Annotated in this window: 13 protein-coding genes and 2 pseudogenes; 3 read left to right on the top strand and 12 right to left on the bottom strand. The window is 34.6% G+C overall.

Going from position 1 to position 16427, the window contains the following annotated elements; genetic code table 11:
• Nucleotides 1-39: 39 nt before the first annotated feature.
• The 7 genes from OOK87_RS05475 to ychF form a co-directional block, all read right to left on the bottom strand.
• On the bottom strand, nucleotides 40-384 hold the full coding sequence (locus tag OOK87_RS05475) for a hypothetical protein (protein WP_264688301.1): 345 nt from the start codon (nucleotides 382-384) through the stop codon (nucleotides 40-42).
• A 313-nt stretch (nucleotides 385-697) separates the two neighbouring features.
• Complete coding sequence (locus OOK87_RS05470; protein WP_264688300.1) at nucleotides 698-2941, bottom strand: ankyrin repeat domain-containing protein; 2244 nt, start codon at nucleotides 2939-2941, stop codon at nucleotides 698-700.
• Between the two features lie 436 nt (nucleotides 2942-3377).
• Nucleotides 3378-3986 (bottom strand): guanylate kinase, encoded by a 609-nt coding sequence (gene gmk, locus OOK87_RS05465; protein WP_253308926.1) that lies wholly within the window; start codon nucleotides 3984-3986, stop codon nucleotides 3378-3380.
• Nucleotides 3970-5775 carry a pentapeptide repeat-containing protein gene (locus OOK87_RS05460; RefSeq protein ID WP_264688498.1) on the bottom strand — a complete coding sequence of 602 codons (1806 nt, stop codon included), beginning with the start codon at nucleotides 5773-5775 and terminating at the stop codon, nucleotides 3970-3972. Before OOK87_RS05460 ends, gmk begins: the two co-directional genes overlap by 17 nt.
• The gene (locus OOK87_RS05455) at nucleotides 5768-6976 is read right to left on the bottom strand and encodes an ankyrin repeat domain-containing protein (protein ID WP_406719581.1); all 1209 of its coding nucleotides are present in this window, start codon (nucleotides 6974-6976) and stop codon (nucleotides 5768-5770) included. The genes OOK87_RS05460 and OOK87_RS05455 overlap by 8 nt, the downstream gene beginning before the upstream one ends.
• 473 nt (nucleotides 6977-7449) lie before the next feature.
• A complete protein-coding gene (locus OOK87_RS07480) occupies nucleotides 7450-7644 on the bottom strand; it encodes a hypothetical protein (protein WP_410529701.1) in 195 nt (64 codons plus the stop codon).
• Entirely contained in the window at nucleotides 7637-8731 is a 1095-nt protein-coding gene (ychF, locus tag OOK87_RS05450; protein ID WP_253308924.1) for a redox-regulated ATPase YchF, read from the bottom strand. The genes OOK87_RS07480 and ychF overlap by 8 nt, the downstream gene beginning before the upstream one ends.
• Before the next feature lie 118 nt (nucleotides 8732-8849).
• Here ychF and OOK87_RS05445 point away from each other — a divergent pair.
• Both OOK87_RS05445 and OOK87_RS05440 read left to right on the top strand, forming a co-directional pair.
• Nucleotides 8850-9957 (top strand): annotated as a pseudogene (locus OOK87_RS05445) (hypothetical protein).
• Nucleotides 9958-10039: 82 nt separating this feature from the next.
• On the top strand, nucleotides 10040-11212 hold the full coding sequence (locus OOK87_RS05440) for a CCA tRNA nucleotidyltransferase (RefSeq protein ID WP_264688299.1): 1173 nt from the start codon (nucleotides 10040-10042) through the stop codon (nucleotides 11210-11212).
• On the opposite strand, the gene OOK87_RS05435 is transcribed toward OOK87_RS05440, so the two are convergent.
• Complete coding sequence (locus OOK87_RS05435; RefSeq protein WP_264688298.1) at nucleotides 11196-11942, bottom strand: hypothetical protein; 747 nt, start codon at nucleotides 11940-11942, stop codon at nucleotides 11196-11198. The genes OOK87_RS05440 and OOK87_RS05435 overlap by 17 nt on opposite strands.
• 82 nt (nucleotides 11943-12024) lie before the next feature.
• Here OOK87_RS05435 and OOK87_RS05430 point away from each other — a divergent pair.
• Nucleotides 12025-13256, top strand: a pseudogene (locus OOK87_RS05430) (IS256-like element ISWpi15 family transposase).
• Nucleotides 13257-13279: 23 nt separating this feature from the next.
• On the opposite strand, the gene OOK87_RS05425 reads toward OOK87_RS05430, so the two are convergent.
• From OOK87_RS05425 to OOK87_RS05410, 4 genes are all read right to left on the bottom strand, one after another.
• Nucleotides 13280-14104, bottom strand: a complete 825-nt coding sequence (locus tag OOK87_RS05425) for a coiled-coil domain-containing protein (RefSeq protein ID WP_264688297.1) — start codon at nucleotides 14102-14104, stop codon at nucleotides 13280-13282.
• A 60-nt stretch (nucleotides 14105-14164) separates the two neighbouring features.
• A complete protein-coding gene (locus OOK87_RS05420; protein ID WP_264688296.1) occupies nucleotides 14165-14896 on the bottom strand; it encodes a hypothetical protein in 732 nt (243 codons plus the stop codon).
• A gap of 135 nt (nucleotides 14897-15031) precedes the next feature.
• Nucleotides 15032-15565 carry an HK97 family phage prohead protease gene (locus tag OOK87_RS05415; protein WP_253309059.1) on the bottom strand — a complete coding sequence of 178 codons (534 nt, stop codon included), beginning with the start codon at nucleotides 15563-15565 and terminating at the stop codon, nucleotides 15032-15034.
• A 351-nt stretch (nucleotides 15566-15916) separates the two neighbouring features.
• The gene (locus tag OOK87_RS05410) at nucleotides 15917-16081 is read right to left on the bottom strand and encodes a hypothetical protein (protein WP_264688295.1); all 165 of its coding nucleotides are present in this window, start codon (nucleotides 16079-16081) and stop codon (nucleotides 15917-15919) included.
• Between the last annotated feature and the right edge of the window lie 346 nt (nucleotides 16082-16427).

Raw genomic sequence — 16427 nt, 5'->3', positions numbered from 1 at the left:
TGATCAACGTTATCAGGATGATCTTTTTTGCTGCTCTTGTTAATAGCTTCTGAAATTACTTGTTCTATTTCCTCTTTTTTTGTTGGGTCTAGTTTTTTTTGACTGTTTGATTTCTTTTTTCAATGCTGGAAGGAAGTGTTGAGTATAATACTTATAATATTTTTCTTGTTCTTCAGGTGATTCTCCTAATTTGGTTAACACTTCGGTTAATATCTTAGGACTAGCCCCTTCCTTGAACAATCCCTTGCATTTGTTGAGAGTCTTGTCTTTCCCAACTTCTGGGTGTAGGTGTTTGTGCTTTCCTTTTGTTACTTTTTTCGTTATAATGCTCAATAATTCATTGTTGTGTACTAACTCACTAGATGTAGAATTTTCTTTTGTCATACCAAAGCCTCACTAAAAACTAACTATTTGTGTATCTTTGTAGTTGTAAGTGTTAACAATTTGAGATTGAGAACTAACAACTAAAAAGCTAGATTTAAATTTTAAAATGTTGTATATGTAATTGAAATACAGGCAGAAGAGCGTTTCTGCTAGTATCATAGTTAAACCTCACTTCAACGATTATCTACTATTTTAAATGTTTAGTTTTAAGAAAGGATAAATATTGGTATATAGCTAAAGTGAACAGGTGCAAAATGTGCTATACCGCGGCGCTAACGAGTAGCGGAATGACGGCATATCAAATTGTAGCTAGCTATAGAACGTTCCCTACTAGCTTATTCATGAATTGACGTAGTATTGATACATCGCTCATTTTAGTAGCTGGGTTTTCTGTATATTCTGATTGACTTGATGATTTTTGTACCTCTTGCTCTTCTAAATCGTTGGACTTATTTTCTATATCCTTAACAGAGTTATTGCATTGTGTATCATTTTTTGGTGCGTTATCTTGAAGTGTAAGTTGCTTTTCTTCAGTAAACTTTCCTTTAATTTTTCCAAATCCTTCATAAATATTTTCTAAATTCAAGTAAATAAGATAACAAACTCCAATAACTGCTATAATAGATGAGGCAGTTGCAATTGTAATACTTCCTTGAGAAGCGCTGAATATTACCGCACAGGCTAAAGCAGTAAATACAAGCGTTGTCACTACTTTACAAACAACATTATTGACATACTTCACAATATCGCGTGCTTTTAACTTCTTGCCAAAATTGCACTTCAGTTCAGTTCTCATATCATCTGGAATAAGCGCTCTACCCATTGATTTCTCTATTCCTTTTATAATTTTATAATACTCTTTGCTCCATAATCTTTCGGGTAGTATTAACTGCTTTGGGTCAACACCATTTTGCACTAATTTTACACAAAACTTGATCGTGTTATCACGGCTCTTAGGATTGACCAAATTATGTTTATCTTTTGTCGTCTTAGTAATTAGCGCTACTTGTAGTGGTGTGCGTTCTTTTTCGTTAGTGGCGTTTGCAGCTTTACTAAATTTCTCTTTTTCCACCGAATTTAAAATCAACTCTAAACATGTAACTTTTTGTTCTCCTTTGAATGAAGCAATATAGTGCAGAGCATTTTTTTCATCTTTATCTTGCACGGTAATATCTGCACCGTTTTGTAAAAATAACTCTAAGGCTTTATATCTATTTGTTTTTTCAAATTTCTTAAGTGATCGGTTCTCACTCTTCTCTTGTATGCGCTGGAGTACCAGATGGAGCGGTGTTTGCCCTTCTTTTTTATCATTTACAGCTTTTATAAATTGTTCTTTTTGGCTTGCTTCTAGCAATATATGGAGAAGTTTAAGTTTTTGTTTTGTTTCAGGTTTAACAATCAAGTGTAAAGCATTATTATCATCTGTGTCTTTAAGGCTAATATCTGCCCCTTTTTGCAATAGTTCTTTAAAAAGTTCTTTATCATTATTTTTAATTGCTAAATGTAATTGATAATTATCATTACTATCTGGAGTATTTATGGTACGTGGTATAATTTCTTTAATTTTTGCTTCTGTATTGATTTTTATTTCTGGCTTTAATTTAGATTTCTTTCCTTGCTCTGCTAATTTTTCTAAGAAATTACGATAGTATGTCTTTTGCTCTTCTTTTAAGCCTTGTAATTCTTTTGTAGATAATCCTAAATTATCAGAGCTGGCTCCATGCTCTAACAATTTTGTAAGAAACTTAAGTGTGTTATCATTATTTTGGATCGTATGAGACTCATGTTTTTCTTTTGTTATCTTGTTAATTAGTGCCACCTGAAGAGCGTCCTGATTTTCACTATTAATGAGTTGTGCTAAATCTTCCTTGGTGACCGTTTTTATTAGGATACCCAGAAACTTGCATTTCTGTTTCTTTTCGAGCGATGCAATAAGGTGTAAAATATTATTTCCTTTTTCATCTTTTATGCTGCTAATATCCGTACAATCTTTTAGATATTTTCTAAATTTCCTGTTATTTCCATTTTTGATCGCTTTTAGTAATTGAACATTATTATTCGTTATTCCGTTGCTTATTTCTACTTCATGATCATCTTCAACATCGCTACCGTAGCCACTCTCTGTTTCACTGTCCCTACGATCATTTTGGTTGTGGGTAAAACAATATTTGCTATTATAAGTAATTTCTGAAATTGCTTGCTTTACTTGCTCTTTTGTTTCATTTGGTGTTTTTTTCGATCGTTCTATTACTTCATCTAGCACTGGAAGGAAGCATTGGACATAATACCTATAATATTTTTCTTGTTCTCTAAGTGATTCTTCTAATTTAGTTAATACTTCAGAGCTAGCACCTTCCTCAAATAACCTTTTGCACTTCTTGAGGGTTCCATCTTGACCTCTTGGTTTTTCACGCTTGTGTTTTTCTTTTTTTACCTTTCTCTCTATAGTGCCATACAATTGCTCGTCTTTTCTATCCTGCTCTCGCTTTTTATTTTTATCTATGCATTCGTCTAACTTATCTGCATTAGTAGCTAGTGCGCTTAGATCTATACCCATACTAAAACCCCAATATTAAAAGCTATTTAAGTTGTCAGCACTAAACTAACAACCAAGAAGTTTGACTTTTAAATTGAGCTAAACGTTGTATATGTGATCAAAATATAGGTGGAAAGGCAGAAAACTAGTTTCTATTAGAAAATCTGTTATCATAGTCAAATCCTCACTTGAACAGTTGTCTACTATTTTAACCATTTAATCTTAAAAAATAATAAATATAGCTAAAGTGAGTAACTGCAAAACGTGCTACTGGCTAAAATATAGCTAAACTGACTTACGACAATTTGAAAAACCGTCATTCCGCTACTCGTTAGCGCCGCGGCGGTATGACGGTCCGCTACGTGTTAGCGGAATCTATGCTGAGATACCGCGGCGGTATGACGGTTCGCGGCGGTATAGCTATAGGATAAGAAACTATAGCTGCAGATCGATGCTTTTATAAATCTTCCAGACTTGGTTTTTCTTTTAGTTTTTTAAGTCTTTCTTTATTTAGTATGGAGCTTATCTCTTCTACACTTTTATCAATATCATCATTGATTATTACATAATCATATTTATCACGTTTGCTTATCTCTTTTTGAGCTTCGGCTAATCTGCGCTCTATTTCATCCGCACTGTTGCTATTACGCTTTTGCAGGCGTAACCTCAGCTCTTCCATTGAAGGGGGAAGTATAAAAACACTTACAACTTTTTTTCTCATGAGCTTGAATAAGTGAAATGCCCCTTGCCAGTCTATGCTTAGTAAAACGCTTATTCCACTGCTTAAGTTTTGCTCTATAAAATCTCTTGGTATACCATAAAAATTCTCAAAAACTTTGGCGTATTCAAGCATCTGACCAGCTTCGCATAACTCGTGAAATTTTTCTTCGGTAACGAAAAAATAGTCTTTTCCATTTATTTCGCCAGAGCGAGGCTTGCGCGTAGTCGTAGAAACAGACCTAACTAAATTAGTTGATCGCTCAAGTAATTTTTCTGATATAGTAGTTTTTCCAGCTCCAGAAGGAGAGGATAGAACCAATAATATGCCCTCACTTTTTATGGTCATTTTTCTTTGCATTTTTTAACATGGCGCTTTTTGGATCAGAGTTTAAAAAGCTAGAACCTTCTAAATTAGAATTTGATAAGTTGGTGCCAATGAGAGAAGAGTTATCAAAGACAGTATAGCGCAAATCGGTTTTTTCAAGATTTGCCTTATTCAAATTAACGTTTACAAACTTTGCTCTACTCAATGTTGAATTAGAAAAATCAGCATTTTCTAAATTCATATTCTTAAATTCAAAGTAAGAATAATTTACATTAAATTTTTCACCCTGTGATATTTTCTCTTGCAAATCTCCAATTGAAGTTATAGCATTTTCTAACCCTGCAAGTTTTTTCTGCCCTTGATTGTCAATCAAAATTGAATTATCAAACTTGCAATCTGTTAAATGAGCATCAGCAACTGAACTTTTATATATGCTTGAAGAGTGAAAAGACATATCACTAATTGTTGAATTGCTCAAATTGCTAAGAAAAAAGCTAGTTTTCCTAAAGGCATTAGCGTGAAGCAAAGAAGATCTGAAATCGCTTTCAATAAAATTTGAATTAGTTACTTTTAAATTGGACCAGCTCGAATTATCAGCTAATAAATTAAAGAATGTTGAATTTTCTATTTCACTGGAATCAATATTATGGTGAAAAAGTGTACTGTTATAAACTTGAGAGTCTTGGATTTTTATCTTATACATTGAAGTTGTAGAAAGGTCTGAATCTTCTATCTTCGCAGAGGTGAATAGTGAATGGTCAAAAAATGAGCCATTCATGTTAGAATTCGCAACTTTAGTATTATGAAACTTTCCGTGACGAATGTCAGCATTAGAGACATTAACTTGATGCAGTTCACTAAAACTAAAATCAATATTGGATAAATCAGCATCCTGAAGACTTGCTCCAGAAACATATACATGTTTTATCTTGGAACCATTTAGTATAGATTGAACAAAACTTGAATTATCGTCATTCACATAGGAAATTTGTGTGTTGCTTAAATTAGCTTCGTCGAAGTTACTGTTAATTATGATAGAAGAATTAAGGCAGGCATCGGAAAGATTGCTACCTGTAAAGTCTGATTCTTTTAACTCTGCAACATATATGTTAGCATTTTTTAATGAAGAAAATTGTATCTTTAATTTATATGCATCCACTCCAAAGAAACTTGCATTATCAAGGTTATTTTTCTGCATAACAGTATCGTTTATTTCACTATCATTAAAATTTACGTAGCTAACATTCGAGTTTGATAAGTTGGAGAGATTCATTTGCACATTCGAGAAATTAGTATGCAAACCAATTACGTTGTGCATACTTACTTTTTTGAGATCGGAACTGATAAAATCAGCATAACTAACATGAGACTGATCAAATACGATATCTGTTAAGTTTGCAGAAACAAATTTTGTAAAACTCAAATTTGTACCTTTTATTTTAATGCCACGTAAATTAGCATTGGAGAAATTAGCACCACGTAAATCAACATCAATGAAAGACACGTCGGATAAATCGGTGTTAGAAAAATCAGCACCAATCAGACTTACTCCATCAAAAACAGATCCACTTAGGTACAATTGGCTAAAATTAGCTCCATTTAAGTTAGAGCCAAAACCTTTCTTAAAATCTTCTGGCACGCCCTCTTTGTGGCACTGCACCAAAAATTCAGCAAAGTCTTTTTTACTGTAAGATACGTATTTTGCATCATGTAGAGCGTTTAAAAAATCACTAATCTGATTTTTTTCATCATTTGTTTCGTTTCCATAACATAAATGACCAACTAAAATTAATATCAAAAATCTAATCATCTTGCTTATCGCACTGCGACTCATTGTTTTCTTTCGTTTTCACAGCCCAATCGTAAATTGCTGAGCTTTCTTTATTGTCTATTTTTCTATCCTCCAAAAGGTGTGGCATCATTTCGGCAATCGCATTTATTATATTGATCTGCTTTTTTTCGATTGCTATATCAATTGGGGATTGAAAATTATTATTAACTACTCTAAGATCAGCGCCTTGTAATAAGAGAAAGCGCACTATGTCTACCTCACCTTGTTTAACTGAATAAATGAGAGGAGTATCACCCAATTTATTTCTAAACCTTAGTATCTCTTGAGTTGTTAATCCAATTTTTTCTAGCTTACTCATTATTCCTCTTAAGCAAGGTAAGTTATTTTTCTTAATACAGTAAAAAAATTGCTTACTGTAATCATCAATAAATACAGTTGTAGGAAGATGCTCATTAAGGCTATCATATTGTCGTTTATATATTGACTTGCTTTGTATATCTTTATGACCCCATTCTTTTATTGGTTCTCTGTTTAGCTTTGTCCATTTTTGTAAATTTTTCTTTTCACTTTGCTCTTCTTCATCTTTTTTAGTTATAGGTTTTACTCTATTGCGGTCCTTAGAATTATTGTTTGTTTCTTTCACTTTTTTTTCTTCAAACTGATTCTCTACTTTTTCTTTTTTTCCCTCTAATAATTGACTCGCATCACTTTTTGAAAGTTCATTATCTTTTATATCAATCTTCTGATCAGCTTGTAGATTTTTTTGCGGGTCAGTTGTATTCTCATTTAAATCAGCACTTAAAGGCAAAGGCTCTGGTTTCAAATCTTTATTCACTTCTTTATTGGCCAAATTTGGTAAATTTCGAGCAAATTCGCCTGTACTTTCTTCTAGCTGTTCATTTGGCAAACCTTTATCAATCCTTTCACCTTCACTTATAGTTTTTTCAACCACAGAAGCTTTATTCTCGTTGTGTTGCAGCTTCTCTTTATCGGTTACTCTTTTGCTCTCAGCCTCTTGTGTTTGTTTAGCATCGACGTTGCTTTTCAACTCATCTTTTTGATTTGTCCTATCTTGCTTCCTTACACCTACATTTTCGTTTTTATGAACTGATTCAATTTTCTTTTCTTCAAATTGCTCTACAGCAAATAGGCTCAGTGATCCAAATACAACAACTAATAATACAAAGTATAAAATACTCTTCATAAATATTCCAAGCATAAGCTTAATTAAGATGATACTATAATCAAATGATTAATCTACAGTAAAAAATGCCTTAGGATTTAATTTATAAAAAAACAATAGATTTTTTGTATCTGTTCAGGGGCATCGCAAATATTGAAGCAAAGTGGTCAGTGCTTACTGTACGAACATTGTGATTTGAGAGCAATCTCCGCTAGGGAGGATGTCATCCCAGTGCCCTGACTACTTGGATCCAGGAATTTTGATTAGAGATTAAGTTGGTGAGTATAAAAGTAGCTAACCTTATGTTAAAACACAATATTTTTGGTGAGGGGTTGTATTAAAAGCTGGATTCCAGTGTCGAGCACTGCCGTCATAAAGGAACCAGTGTCAGCTACTTGCATGACACCCTGACAACCGTCATCCCGCTACTTGTTAGCGGGATCTATGCTAAGAGATACCGCGAATGAATCGCGGTATGACGTAGGACTGCTGTCATTCCAGTCTGGAATCTAGTCTTTACTGGGGAGAAGAAACTCTCCTTCTACAGTGTATCCGTTTAGGGGAGGTATCTGTTCAGATGCATGGCTAATGTACAAATATTGAAACAAAAATTCCAGTGCTCCCTTTCTTGTCATCCCAGTGCCCAGACACTGGGATCCAGAAAACTTAACTTTAAATAAGTGGCTGCATAATAAACTACACATTAAACCTAAAGTGCATTATATCACCATCTTGTACGATATAATCTCTGCCTTCAAAGCGAATTTTTCCTGCGTCTTTGCAAGCTGATTCACTTCCATACTTTATGTAGTCTGCAAAGCTTATAGTTTCTGCTTTTATGAAGCCTTTCTCAAAATCAGTGTGGATTACACCTGCTGCCTTATCAGCTGTTGATCCTATTTTTACTGGCCATGCCCGTGCTTCTTTGGGGCCCACAGTAAAGAAAGTTATCATACTCAGCACTTCATACATAATACGCGCTACCCCATCAAGGCCTGATTCTTGTAAGCCAAATTCTGATAAAAAACTCTGTTTTTCCTCTTCACTATCAAGATTTGCAATATCTGCTTCAAGTTTTGCTGAAATGCAATAAAATTTGCTTTTATTTTCCTCCGCCATTCTCTCTACCTTTCTAGATAATTCATTGCCAGTTATAACATTTGTATCTTCAACATTGCAAACGTACATAACGGGCTTTGTTGTGAGCAATTGAAGCGACTTCATCTCGGCTTCGTCCATGTTTTCCAAACTTCTTGCAGGTTTACCGAGTTTTAAAGTAGCTAATACCTCTTGCATTAATTCAAGTTGTCTCTTTAGCTCTTTATCACCTTGTTTTGCTTTCTTTTCCAATTGAGGAAGCCTTTTTTCTATGCTGTCAATATCAGCTAGGATTAATTCCATTTCCACCACTTCAGCATCTGATATTGGATCTATTTTACTGTGTACATGGCTGATATCGTCATCCGTAAAGCACCTGAGCAGATGCACGATGGCATCAACTTCTCTGATATGGCTTAAAAATTTATTGCCGAGTCCTTCACCTTTGCTTGCGCCCTTTACAAGACCTGCAATATCCACAACTTCTAATTGATTATAAATTATCTTCTCTGAACCGGCAATTGCTGCGATTTGTTTCAAACGCTGATCTTTTATCGAAATCTTGCCTATATTTGGCTCGATTGTGCAAAAAGGATAATTTGCAGCTTCGGCTGCACTTGACTCTGTAAGTGCATTAAATAAGGTTGATTTTCCTATGTTTGGTAACCCAACTATACCACAGTTAAAGCTCATATTTGCTATTTAAAGCCATAATTATTGCACAATTTAAGAATTTCTGCTATACTTAATTAGTTACTTATTGACAGTTTTGTTGGTATAGTAATATATAGCTTAAATTAAGGTAAAAATTATGCTTCAATCTAGGGAACGGAAATTACCAACTAATAGCCAAGTAGTTAAGTATAATACTGCGGGCGATGGCAATTGTTTTTTTCATGCTGTGTTTGGTGATAATAGCTCTGGTCCATATAAAGCTGAAAGAGCGCAAGATATGAGAATGGAATGGCACAAATTTTTAAGTCAGTTTGAGTCATTGGATGATGCAAGTATGCCAGCTCCTTTAAGAGATCATCTAGAAAATGTTTTTAATATGTTTTTAAACAAGCCAGGGGATTTAACTGGTAAGTCTGATAGAATAAAGGAGTTGGTTGAGCAAACAAATAGGAAAATTAAAAATGCTGAAGGTAATGTGAAGAGGTTAGTAAGTAAAGCTGTTAGCAAATTTAATATATCGCATGATCAAGCTATGCGTGATTTAAGAGAATATGCAGAGGCCCTTGGTGAAAATGAGTACGATGTCCAATATAACAGTGAATTTATTACACGCTCATTTCTTGACAAACCTGAACTCTATCAAGCCTATCTAGAAGCAATAGAAAGTAAAAGTTATTTTCCTTTCATTGGAGAAATTAGTATGTTAGCTTCTTTAGCTAACATTGAAATTAATGTCTACTACAAAGATAATAATAGCGAGGAGCAAAAAAAGTTTGAGCCAGATCCACAAATGATAAATAATGATGATCAGTTAAATCAGGTATTTAATCGTGAGAGTTATAAATTAAATGACGAGTTATGGTGTAGTAAAGAGCGAGAAACAATATATCTTGGAGGGAATCATTACTCTAGAGCTGAAATTGTAACTCAAGAATTAATAAGACAGCAGCAAGAGCAAGAAGACTTTCTATTAGCAAAAAAACTTCAGGTAGATGAGATCTTGGAATATTGTAACGTTTCAAAGGATATCTCTGAGAGAGCAAAGGTTGAGAAGAGATTTGATGAGTTATTGGCAGAAAAATGCTGATAGAAAAATTGATGTTGTTGTAGGGCAGTGCGTTAGTGATATAAAGCAATACATAGAGCGCTCTGAAGAGCAAGACTCTTTGAACCCATCGTGTGGTATTGAAGAAACAAGGGTGGAAAAAGCATTTCATCATCAGCAACCAATACTTGTAAAGTAAATTTTCATAGCCCTGTATATTTTTATATAGGGCTTTTGCAAGCATTTCATATAATATGAACTTGCAGTACATACTAACCTAAATGCAAGTTGACCATGAAACTAGTTTAATCATCGATGCCATAGAGAAATTTGGTGGTGAGGCTAGGCTTGTCGGCGGGTGTATGAGAGACTCAATTTTGCAGCGTGATGTCCATGATATTGATCTCGCTACCAATTTGCTTCCTGATCAGGTGATGAAAGCGCTAAAACTCCGTAATATAAAAACTATTCCAACTGGCTTAAAACATGGAACTATAACTGCGATCTTAAATCAGAGGTCTTTTGAAATTACAACATTAAGGCATGATGTGAAATGTGATGGCAGGCATGCGAAAGTAGAATTTACTAATAATTGGCAAGCTGATGCTTCAAGGCGTGACTTTACATTTAACGCTCTATATGCAGATAAGCATGGCCATATATATGATTACTTTGGTGGTATAGAGGACTTAAAGGCGCGAAGGTTAAACTTTATAGGCAACGCTGAAGATAGAATTGAAGAAGACTATCTACGTATTTTAAGAGCATTTCGTTTTCATGCAAAAATATGTGTCGGAGATTTGAGTGATGAAATACTAAGCGTATGCAAAAAGCATTCGCATATGATCCAAAACCTCTCTGGAGAGAGAATAAGAGATGAAATACTTAAATTGCTGGAGTGCAATGATCCTTTTCCAACACTTAAGAGCATGCAAGAATCTGATGTTTTGCAAAAGATTATCCCAAAAGAAGTAAAATGCGAAATTCTGTCTTCGTCACTTCTTTTCGGCACTGATGCACTAGTAAAATTAGCGTTACTCCTTAGGACCACCAAAAATGACAGGCTAAGTCTTGGAGAATATGTAAGCAAATTTTTACGTCTTTCAAACAAGCAAAAGAAAAAGCTGCTATTTTTACTATCCAACGATATCAAAACAGAACTTTCAGAAAAAGAGCAAAAAAAATACATATCTTTATTTGGTAGAGAATTATATTGTGATTTAGTAAAAATTTGTGGTGTTGAGTCTGGAGAAAATGTTGATAAATACATTTCGTTTGCTAATACATTCAATATTCCAAAATTTCCTTTATCTGGCGATGATTTAATAAGTATAGGTCACCAGCCAGGAAAAAGTTTAGGTAGGAGCTTGGAATTGCTAAAACAACATTGGGAAGACAGCTCCTACACTTTAACAAAAGAGGAGCTGGTGCTTTATGCTAAGAGCCTACTCTAACTGCTTTCCAACTGTTCAATGAATGTATGCTTGCAATATTAGTGTGACTCATCGAGGAATTAGGTGTGTATTCTTTTTTAGCTTTTTCTGTTAATTGGTATTCGTTTACTCCTCCTTGAGTTTGATTACACATTTTCTGATCTAGAGATAAAAATTTATCTCTTATACTTGGTGTCAGTTGTAACTCTTGAATCTTATTTGAAAAACATTTCATTTTAGCCTCTGTTAATTTTCCTGTAACAATTTCTTTAAGTAATTCTCCTGAGTCGTTATTATTATTATTCTTGCTATTAAAGCTGTGCAAGATAGAGTCTACAATCTTATTTACCCCTTCTTGTTTGTTAAATTCTAATTTTTTTACACATTTTACAACAGAAGATGACAACTTGGCTTTTAACGTGCCATCTCGTGGTTCTTTACCTACATTTTCTCCAATGTTACAATGTTTGTTGACAACTTCTTTAACCTTGGCTTCTATGATCTCCCTTGCGGATTGTTTTAAATTACTTTCTAATAATTTAAGTAATTCTTTACTTTCAAATTTTCCACTATTTTTATTTGATAGAGATTTTATGGTTTCATCAAGTACGTTATGGCAAAAGTGCTTTTCTTTAAATTCAGGAAAACCTTTTTTTAACTCCTCGTTTTTCCTAGATAAAAAGTCATCAAGATTCTTATCCCTAAAAAGCTTATAGAAAACCTTTGAAACGTTTGACTGAGTTGATTTCATAGAATAATTAGGGAGTGTTAAATAAACTGTGTCAAACCGAAAAAAAAGTAATAAATTGATATAAAAAAATGGAGGTTTGACAATGAGTCAGAAAGTAGTAAACAGAACTACCGGTTTGGTAGATTATAAAGAATTAGAAACAAATATCCTGTCGTCTATACGAGAAGGAAGACCGTTGACAGGAAGAGATGGAGCATTAACACCGTTTATAAAAAAGTTGCTGGAGGTAAGCCTGGAAGGTGAAATAGAAAACCACTTGTCGGCTGAAAGCGAAGAGAATAATCGAAGAAATGGGAGGAATGCAAAGACTTTACGTACAAGCGCAGGGTCATTTGAGCTTTTGACGCCAAATAGATAGGGAAGGAAGTTTCGAACCACAAATAGTCAAAAAAAGGCAAACAAACTTACATCCAGAGCTTGAAACGAAGATTTTGAGCACATTTGCCAGTGGTATGGGCTATAGAGATATAGTGTCACATGTTGAGGAAATTTATGATCACAAAATATCGGCGGCAGAGATATCAAGTATTACTGACAAATTGCTACCAGTAATCAACGAATGGCGTAGTCGCCCGCTGCAGTCTGTATATCCGATAGTTTTCATGGTTTTTTAAAGTCAAAGAGGACGGGCATTGCGTAAGTAAATGCATGTATAACATATTAGGCATAGATCAAAATGGCAAAAAAGAAGTATTAGGTTTTTATTTGGCTGAAAGTGAAGGAGCTAACTTCTGGTTGGGAGTGCTAAATGACCTCAAAGAAAGAGGAGTAGAAGATATCCTTATTGCCTGCGTTGATGGGCTGAAAAGCTTTCCTGCAGCTATAAACAGTGTCTTTCCTAATGCGGAAGTGCAGATGTGTATAGTGCATCAGATACGCAACTCACTGAAGTATGTGGCCAGTAAAGATGCGAAGAGTTTTTTGAGCGATTTAAAGAAGGTATATCAAGCTTCAAGCAAGGAAATTGCCGAGAATTATCTGTTGGAATTGGATGAAAAATGGGGCACAAAGTACCCTATGGTTATAAAATCTTGGCAGAATAATTGGGAAAACTTGTCTGGTTATTTTAAGTATTCTGGTCCAGTTAGGAGGATAATCTACACCACCAATCCCATAGAGGGGCTACATAGGCAAATTAGGAAATTCACTAAGACCAAAGGCTCATTTACCAGCATAAATGCCTTGTATAAGCAGGTATATTGTGCTATAAAGAAGGCAGAGGAAAAGTGGACGATGCCTGTACATGATTGGGCATTAACTATCTCTCAACTTGATGTTTTCTTTCCTGGCAGATTGAAAATTGAGTTGAACTAAAAATGCGGTTTGACACAGTTTATTTAACACTCCCAATAATTAAGTGATTTTTTAGTAGATGCTGGCTTTAAGCTTATTATACTTGATCCTTGAGCTTTTGTCTGTTCTTGTGTATCTTTCTCTGTTAACTTCCCATTTTGTTGTTCATCTTCAGCTGTTGAATTTTCAACTTGCTGTATTTTCAACTCGTAATTTTCTCCAAGTGTGTCTGTATGCGCTTTAACAGATGACATTGCAACACTTCTTACTTTTTCTAATTCTACATTCAGATGTTCAACTTGCTCTTGTAACTTTTTATTATCCCCTTGTGAAGACTCTAATTTTCTCTCCAATTCTGCCTTTAGTCTTTCTATTTCTTCAGCTTTATTTCCTTCTAAGATCTGCTTTTCTTCTTCAGTAGCGTTTAGCTGACTGATTAAAATTTTTAATTTATCTTCTAAGTCAACTTTTTTTCCCTGTAGTTGTTGCTCTTGATTATTTAGTGGTAGTTGCTGCGCTAACAATTCCATCACGCTCAAAGAAGTTTTATTTAAGGTATCACCTATTCCAGCTAACTCCCATTCTTTACTTCCTTCTAAGATCTGCACTTGTTCTTGCAACCTAGCAATCTCATTTTCTGAGCTCTTTTTCTCTACTTCAGCAGTTCTTAATTGACTTCCCAAGCTCTCTAATTTGCGTTCTAACTCACGCTGACTTTCCTCATGCATTTTGCGTTCTTCTTTCATAGCTTTTAACTGCTCCTCTTTTTCACTATTTAAAGCATTAATTCTGTCTTTTAATTCAACATCTTCCTTTCTTTCTTGCTTCAATTCTGTTTCTTTTTGCTGTAGACAATTTATCTTCTCCAATTGTTCTGTTGACTCCTTCTCTTTTACAGATAAATTTTCCTTGAGTTTTGTTACTTGCGCTTACAAATCTTCATTGTCTTTCTTAACAGCCTCATTTATATCTTTATTTTTATCGATAAGTGATTTAATGAAAGCTTCTTGCTCTCTTATTCTTTTCTCTTGATCAGATATAGTGCGCTGTTGTTCGTTATTTTTAGCATCCATTTCCTTTTTATCTTCATCTAATCCTTCATTTAACCGCATTAAACTATTTATTTTCGTGTCTTTTTCTTTCACCTCTACCAACTCTTCTTTGCATTCTGCAAGTTTAGATTCCAAATCCTCATTTTCCTTTTTTAAGAAGGCATTTTGTAAACGCTCAAGTTCTAGTTCCTGACTTACACCTTCCTCCTCTATGCTTACTTCTTCCATACTATCGTATTCTTCATCAATGAATTCATCATTTACTATAGTATCAAAACAACTCTCATCAGTGAACTCACTATTTTCTTCAGTTTGAACCTCTCCATCCTTACTTATTACTTCACTCTGGCTCCCTTTTTCTGCAACCTCAGGTTTTAAGTCAGCTCCAATATTTTTATCCGTTGTTTCAACACATTCGGTCTGCATTGTCGTATCTTGAAATGTTACTTTATTAGATAGAATATTTTCCGCCCATTTGTTCCATTTCTTTGGTAGTATTCGTCCAATCGTTTTTAAGTACAACCAAGCAAATACAGTAGACCAACTGTATTTTTTTTCCTTTCGTTTAACATTAATTTCATAATTAACCGTATTGTTAGTATTTAGCATAAAATTACCTTATTTTTTAACTTCGATTTACAGAAAATTTTAACAGTAGTAAAGTTATATATATTAGTATAAATGTTAAATAAATACTAACGCAGGTATCAAATTATGGTAAAGTCTTTGCCCGCCTAATACACTTTAAGCAGAAATGTACATGTCTGTAAGTACAGCATTTGCTTTTTCTATCGCTCTTGCTAACATTTCCTGTTCATTGTTCTGATTTTTCACATTGATTACCTGAGCAGCTAAGTTTGCAGGAAAAGTGACCAAACTGACTTCCCATAATTCCACTTGTTTTAACACTCTAGCTCCGCTTTTATGATCAACATCATACTCTATAGGTATATAGCCGATGGAAAGTCCATTGATTACTCCAGTTTTGAGCATTAAGTACGCTTCCTTTGCTTTTTGGATGCCCAAAAGTAAGTGTGCGGTTATATACAGGCCAACATCATTTTCGCAAATATCTATAATATTACCTATAGGTTCACCTGGATTGTGCTGCCAAAGGAGTTTTATTTTATTTCTGTTTAAATTTTCCTTAAATGCTCCGGGTAAGATCAGGTCATTTTGTTTATCAACTATATTAAAAACGCTAGCATAACCAGAAAATACACCGTTTTCTCCTATGCTTTTTATTGACAATGGTGAATAGAGAAATTTCTTATTCATAAAGCCTCCTGTAGTATTGGGAATTTTGTTTGCACAATGCACTGCAATGTCAAATCTATTATATGCAGTTCTCTAAAAAGGGGAAGCACTTTTCTTAGTTACTAAAAACGCTAACTGGAATCCAGATTGGACACTGGGTTATAAAAGTATAGCTTCTACGTCATACCGCCGCGGTATCTCTAGATCCCGCTAACAAGCAGCGGGATGACGATTGTCAGGGTAGCTGTTCATCCCCAGTGCCTCTCTATAATGTCATCCCAGTGCGTGACACTGGGATCTCATTTTACTTTATGACGGTGTCATCCTAATACCTTCCCCTGTCATCCAAGTAGCTAACACTGGGATCTCATTTTACTTTATGATGATGTTATGAAAGTAGCTGACACTGGGATCCAGAAGACTTAATTTCAACCAAATAATAAAGGCTAGATTCCAGACTGGAATGACATCATAGGGGCACTGGGATGACAGCAGTCCTACGTCATACCGCGATTCATTCGCGGTATCTCTTAACATAGATCCCGCTAACAAGCAGCGGGATGACACCTCTCTTGGGCTCTTTTAGCTACAAACGTTAAGAAATTTACCAAACGAAAAAAAAGGCAAAAGAAGCCCTAGTCATTGTCTATTTTCTGTATTGGCGTTTTTTAAGTCTTAAACACTGCAATTTAGCTGCTTTTAAGTGCAACTAACCTTAACTAAAATGTTTAAGAAATTTACTAAGCAGAAAAAAAGGCAAAAGAAACCCCGTGGTAATTAGTGTTCACTCTCTAATCCTGCAAATTGGCGTACTATACTGTCTTAAACGACTTATAAGCGCGTTTCAGCTTGTGTGGGTAAAAACCCAGAAATGTTGTGAAGA

This window comes from Wolbachia endosymbiont (group A) of Sympetrum striolatum, assembly GCF_947250715.1.
Lineage (GTDB): Bacteria > Pseudomonadota > Alphaproteobacteria > Rickettsiales > Anaplasmataceae > Wolbachia.
Note: the sequence above shows the minus strand (reverse complement) of the source record. Positions and strands in the feature narration are given on the sequence as shown.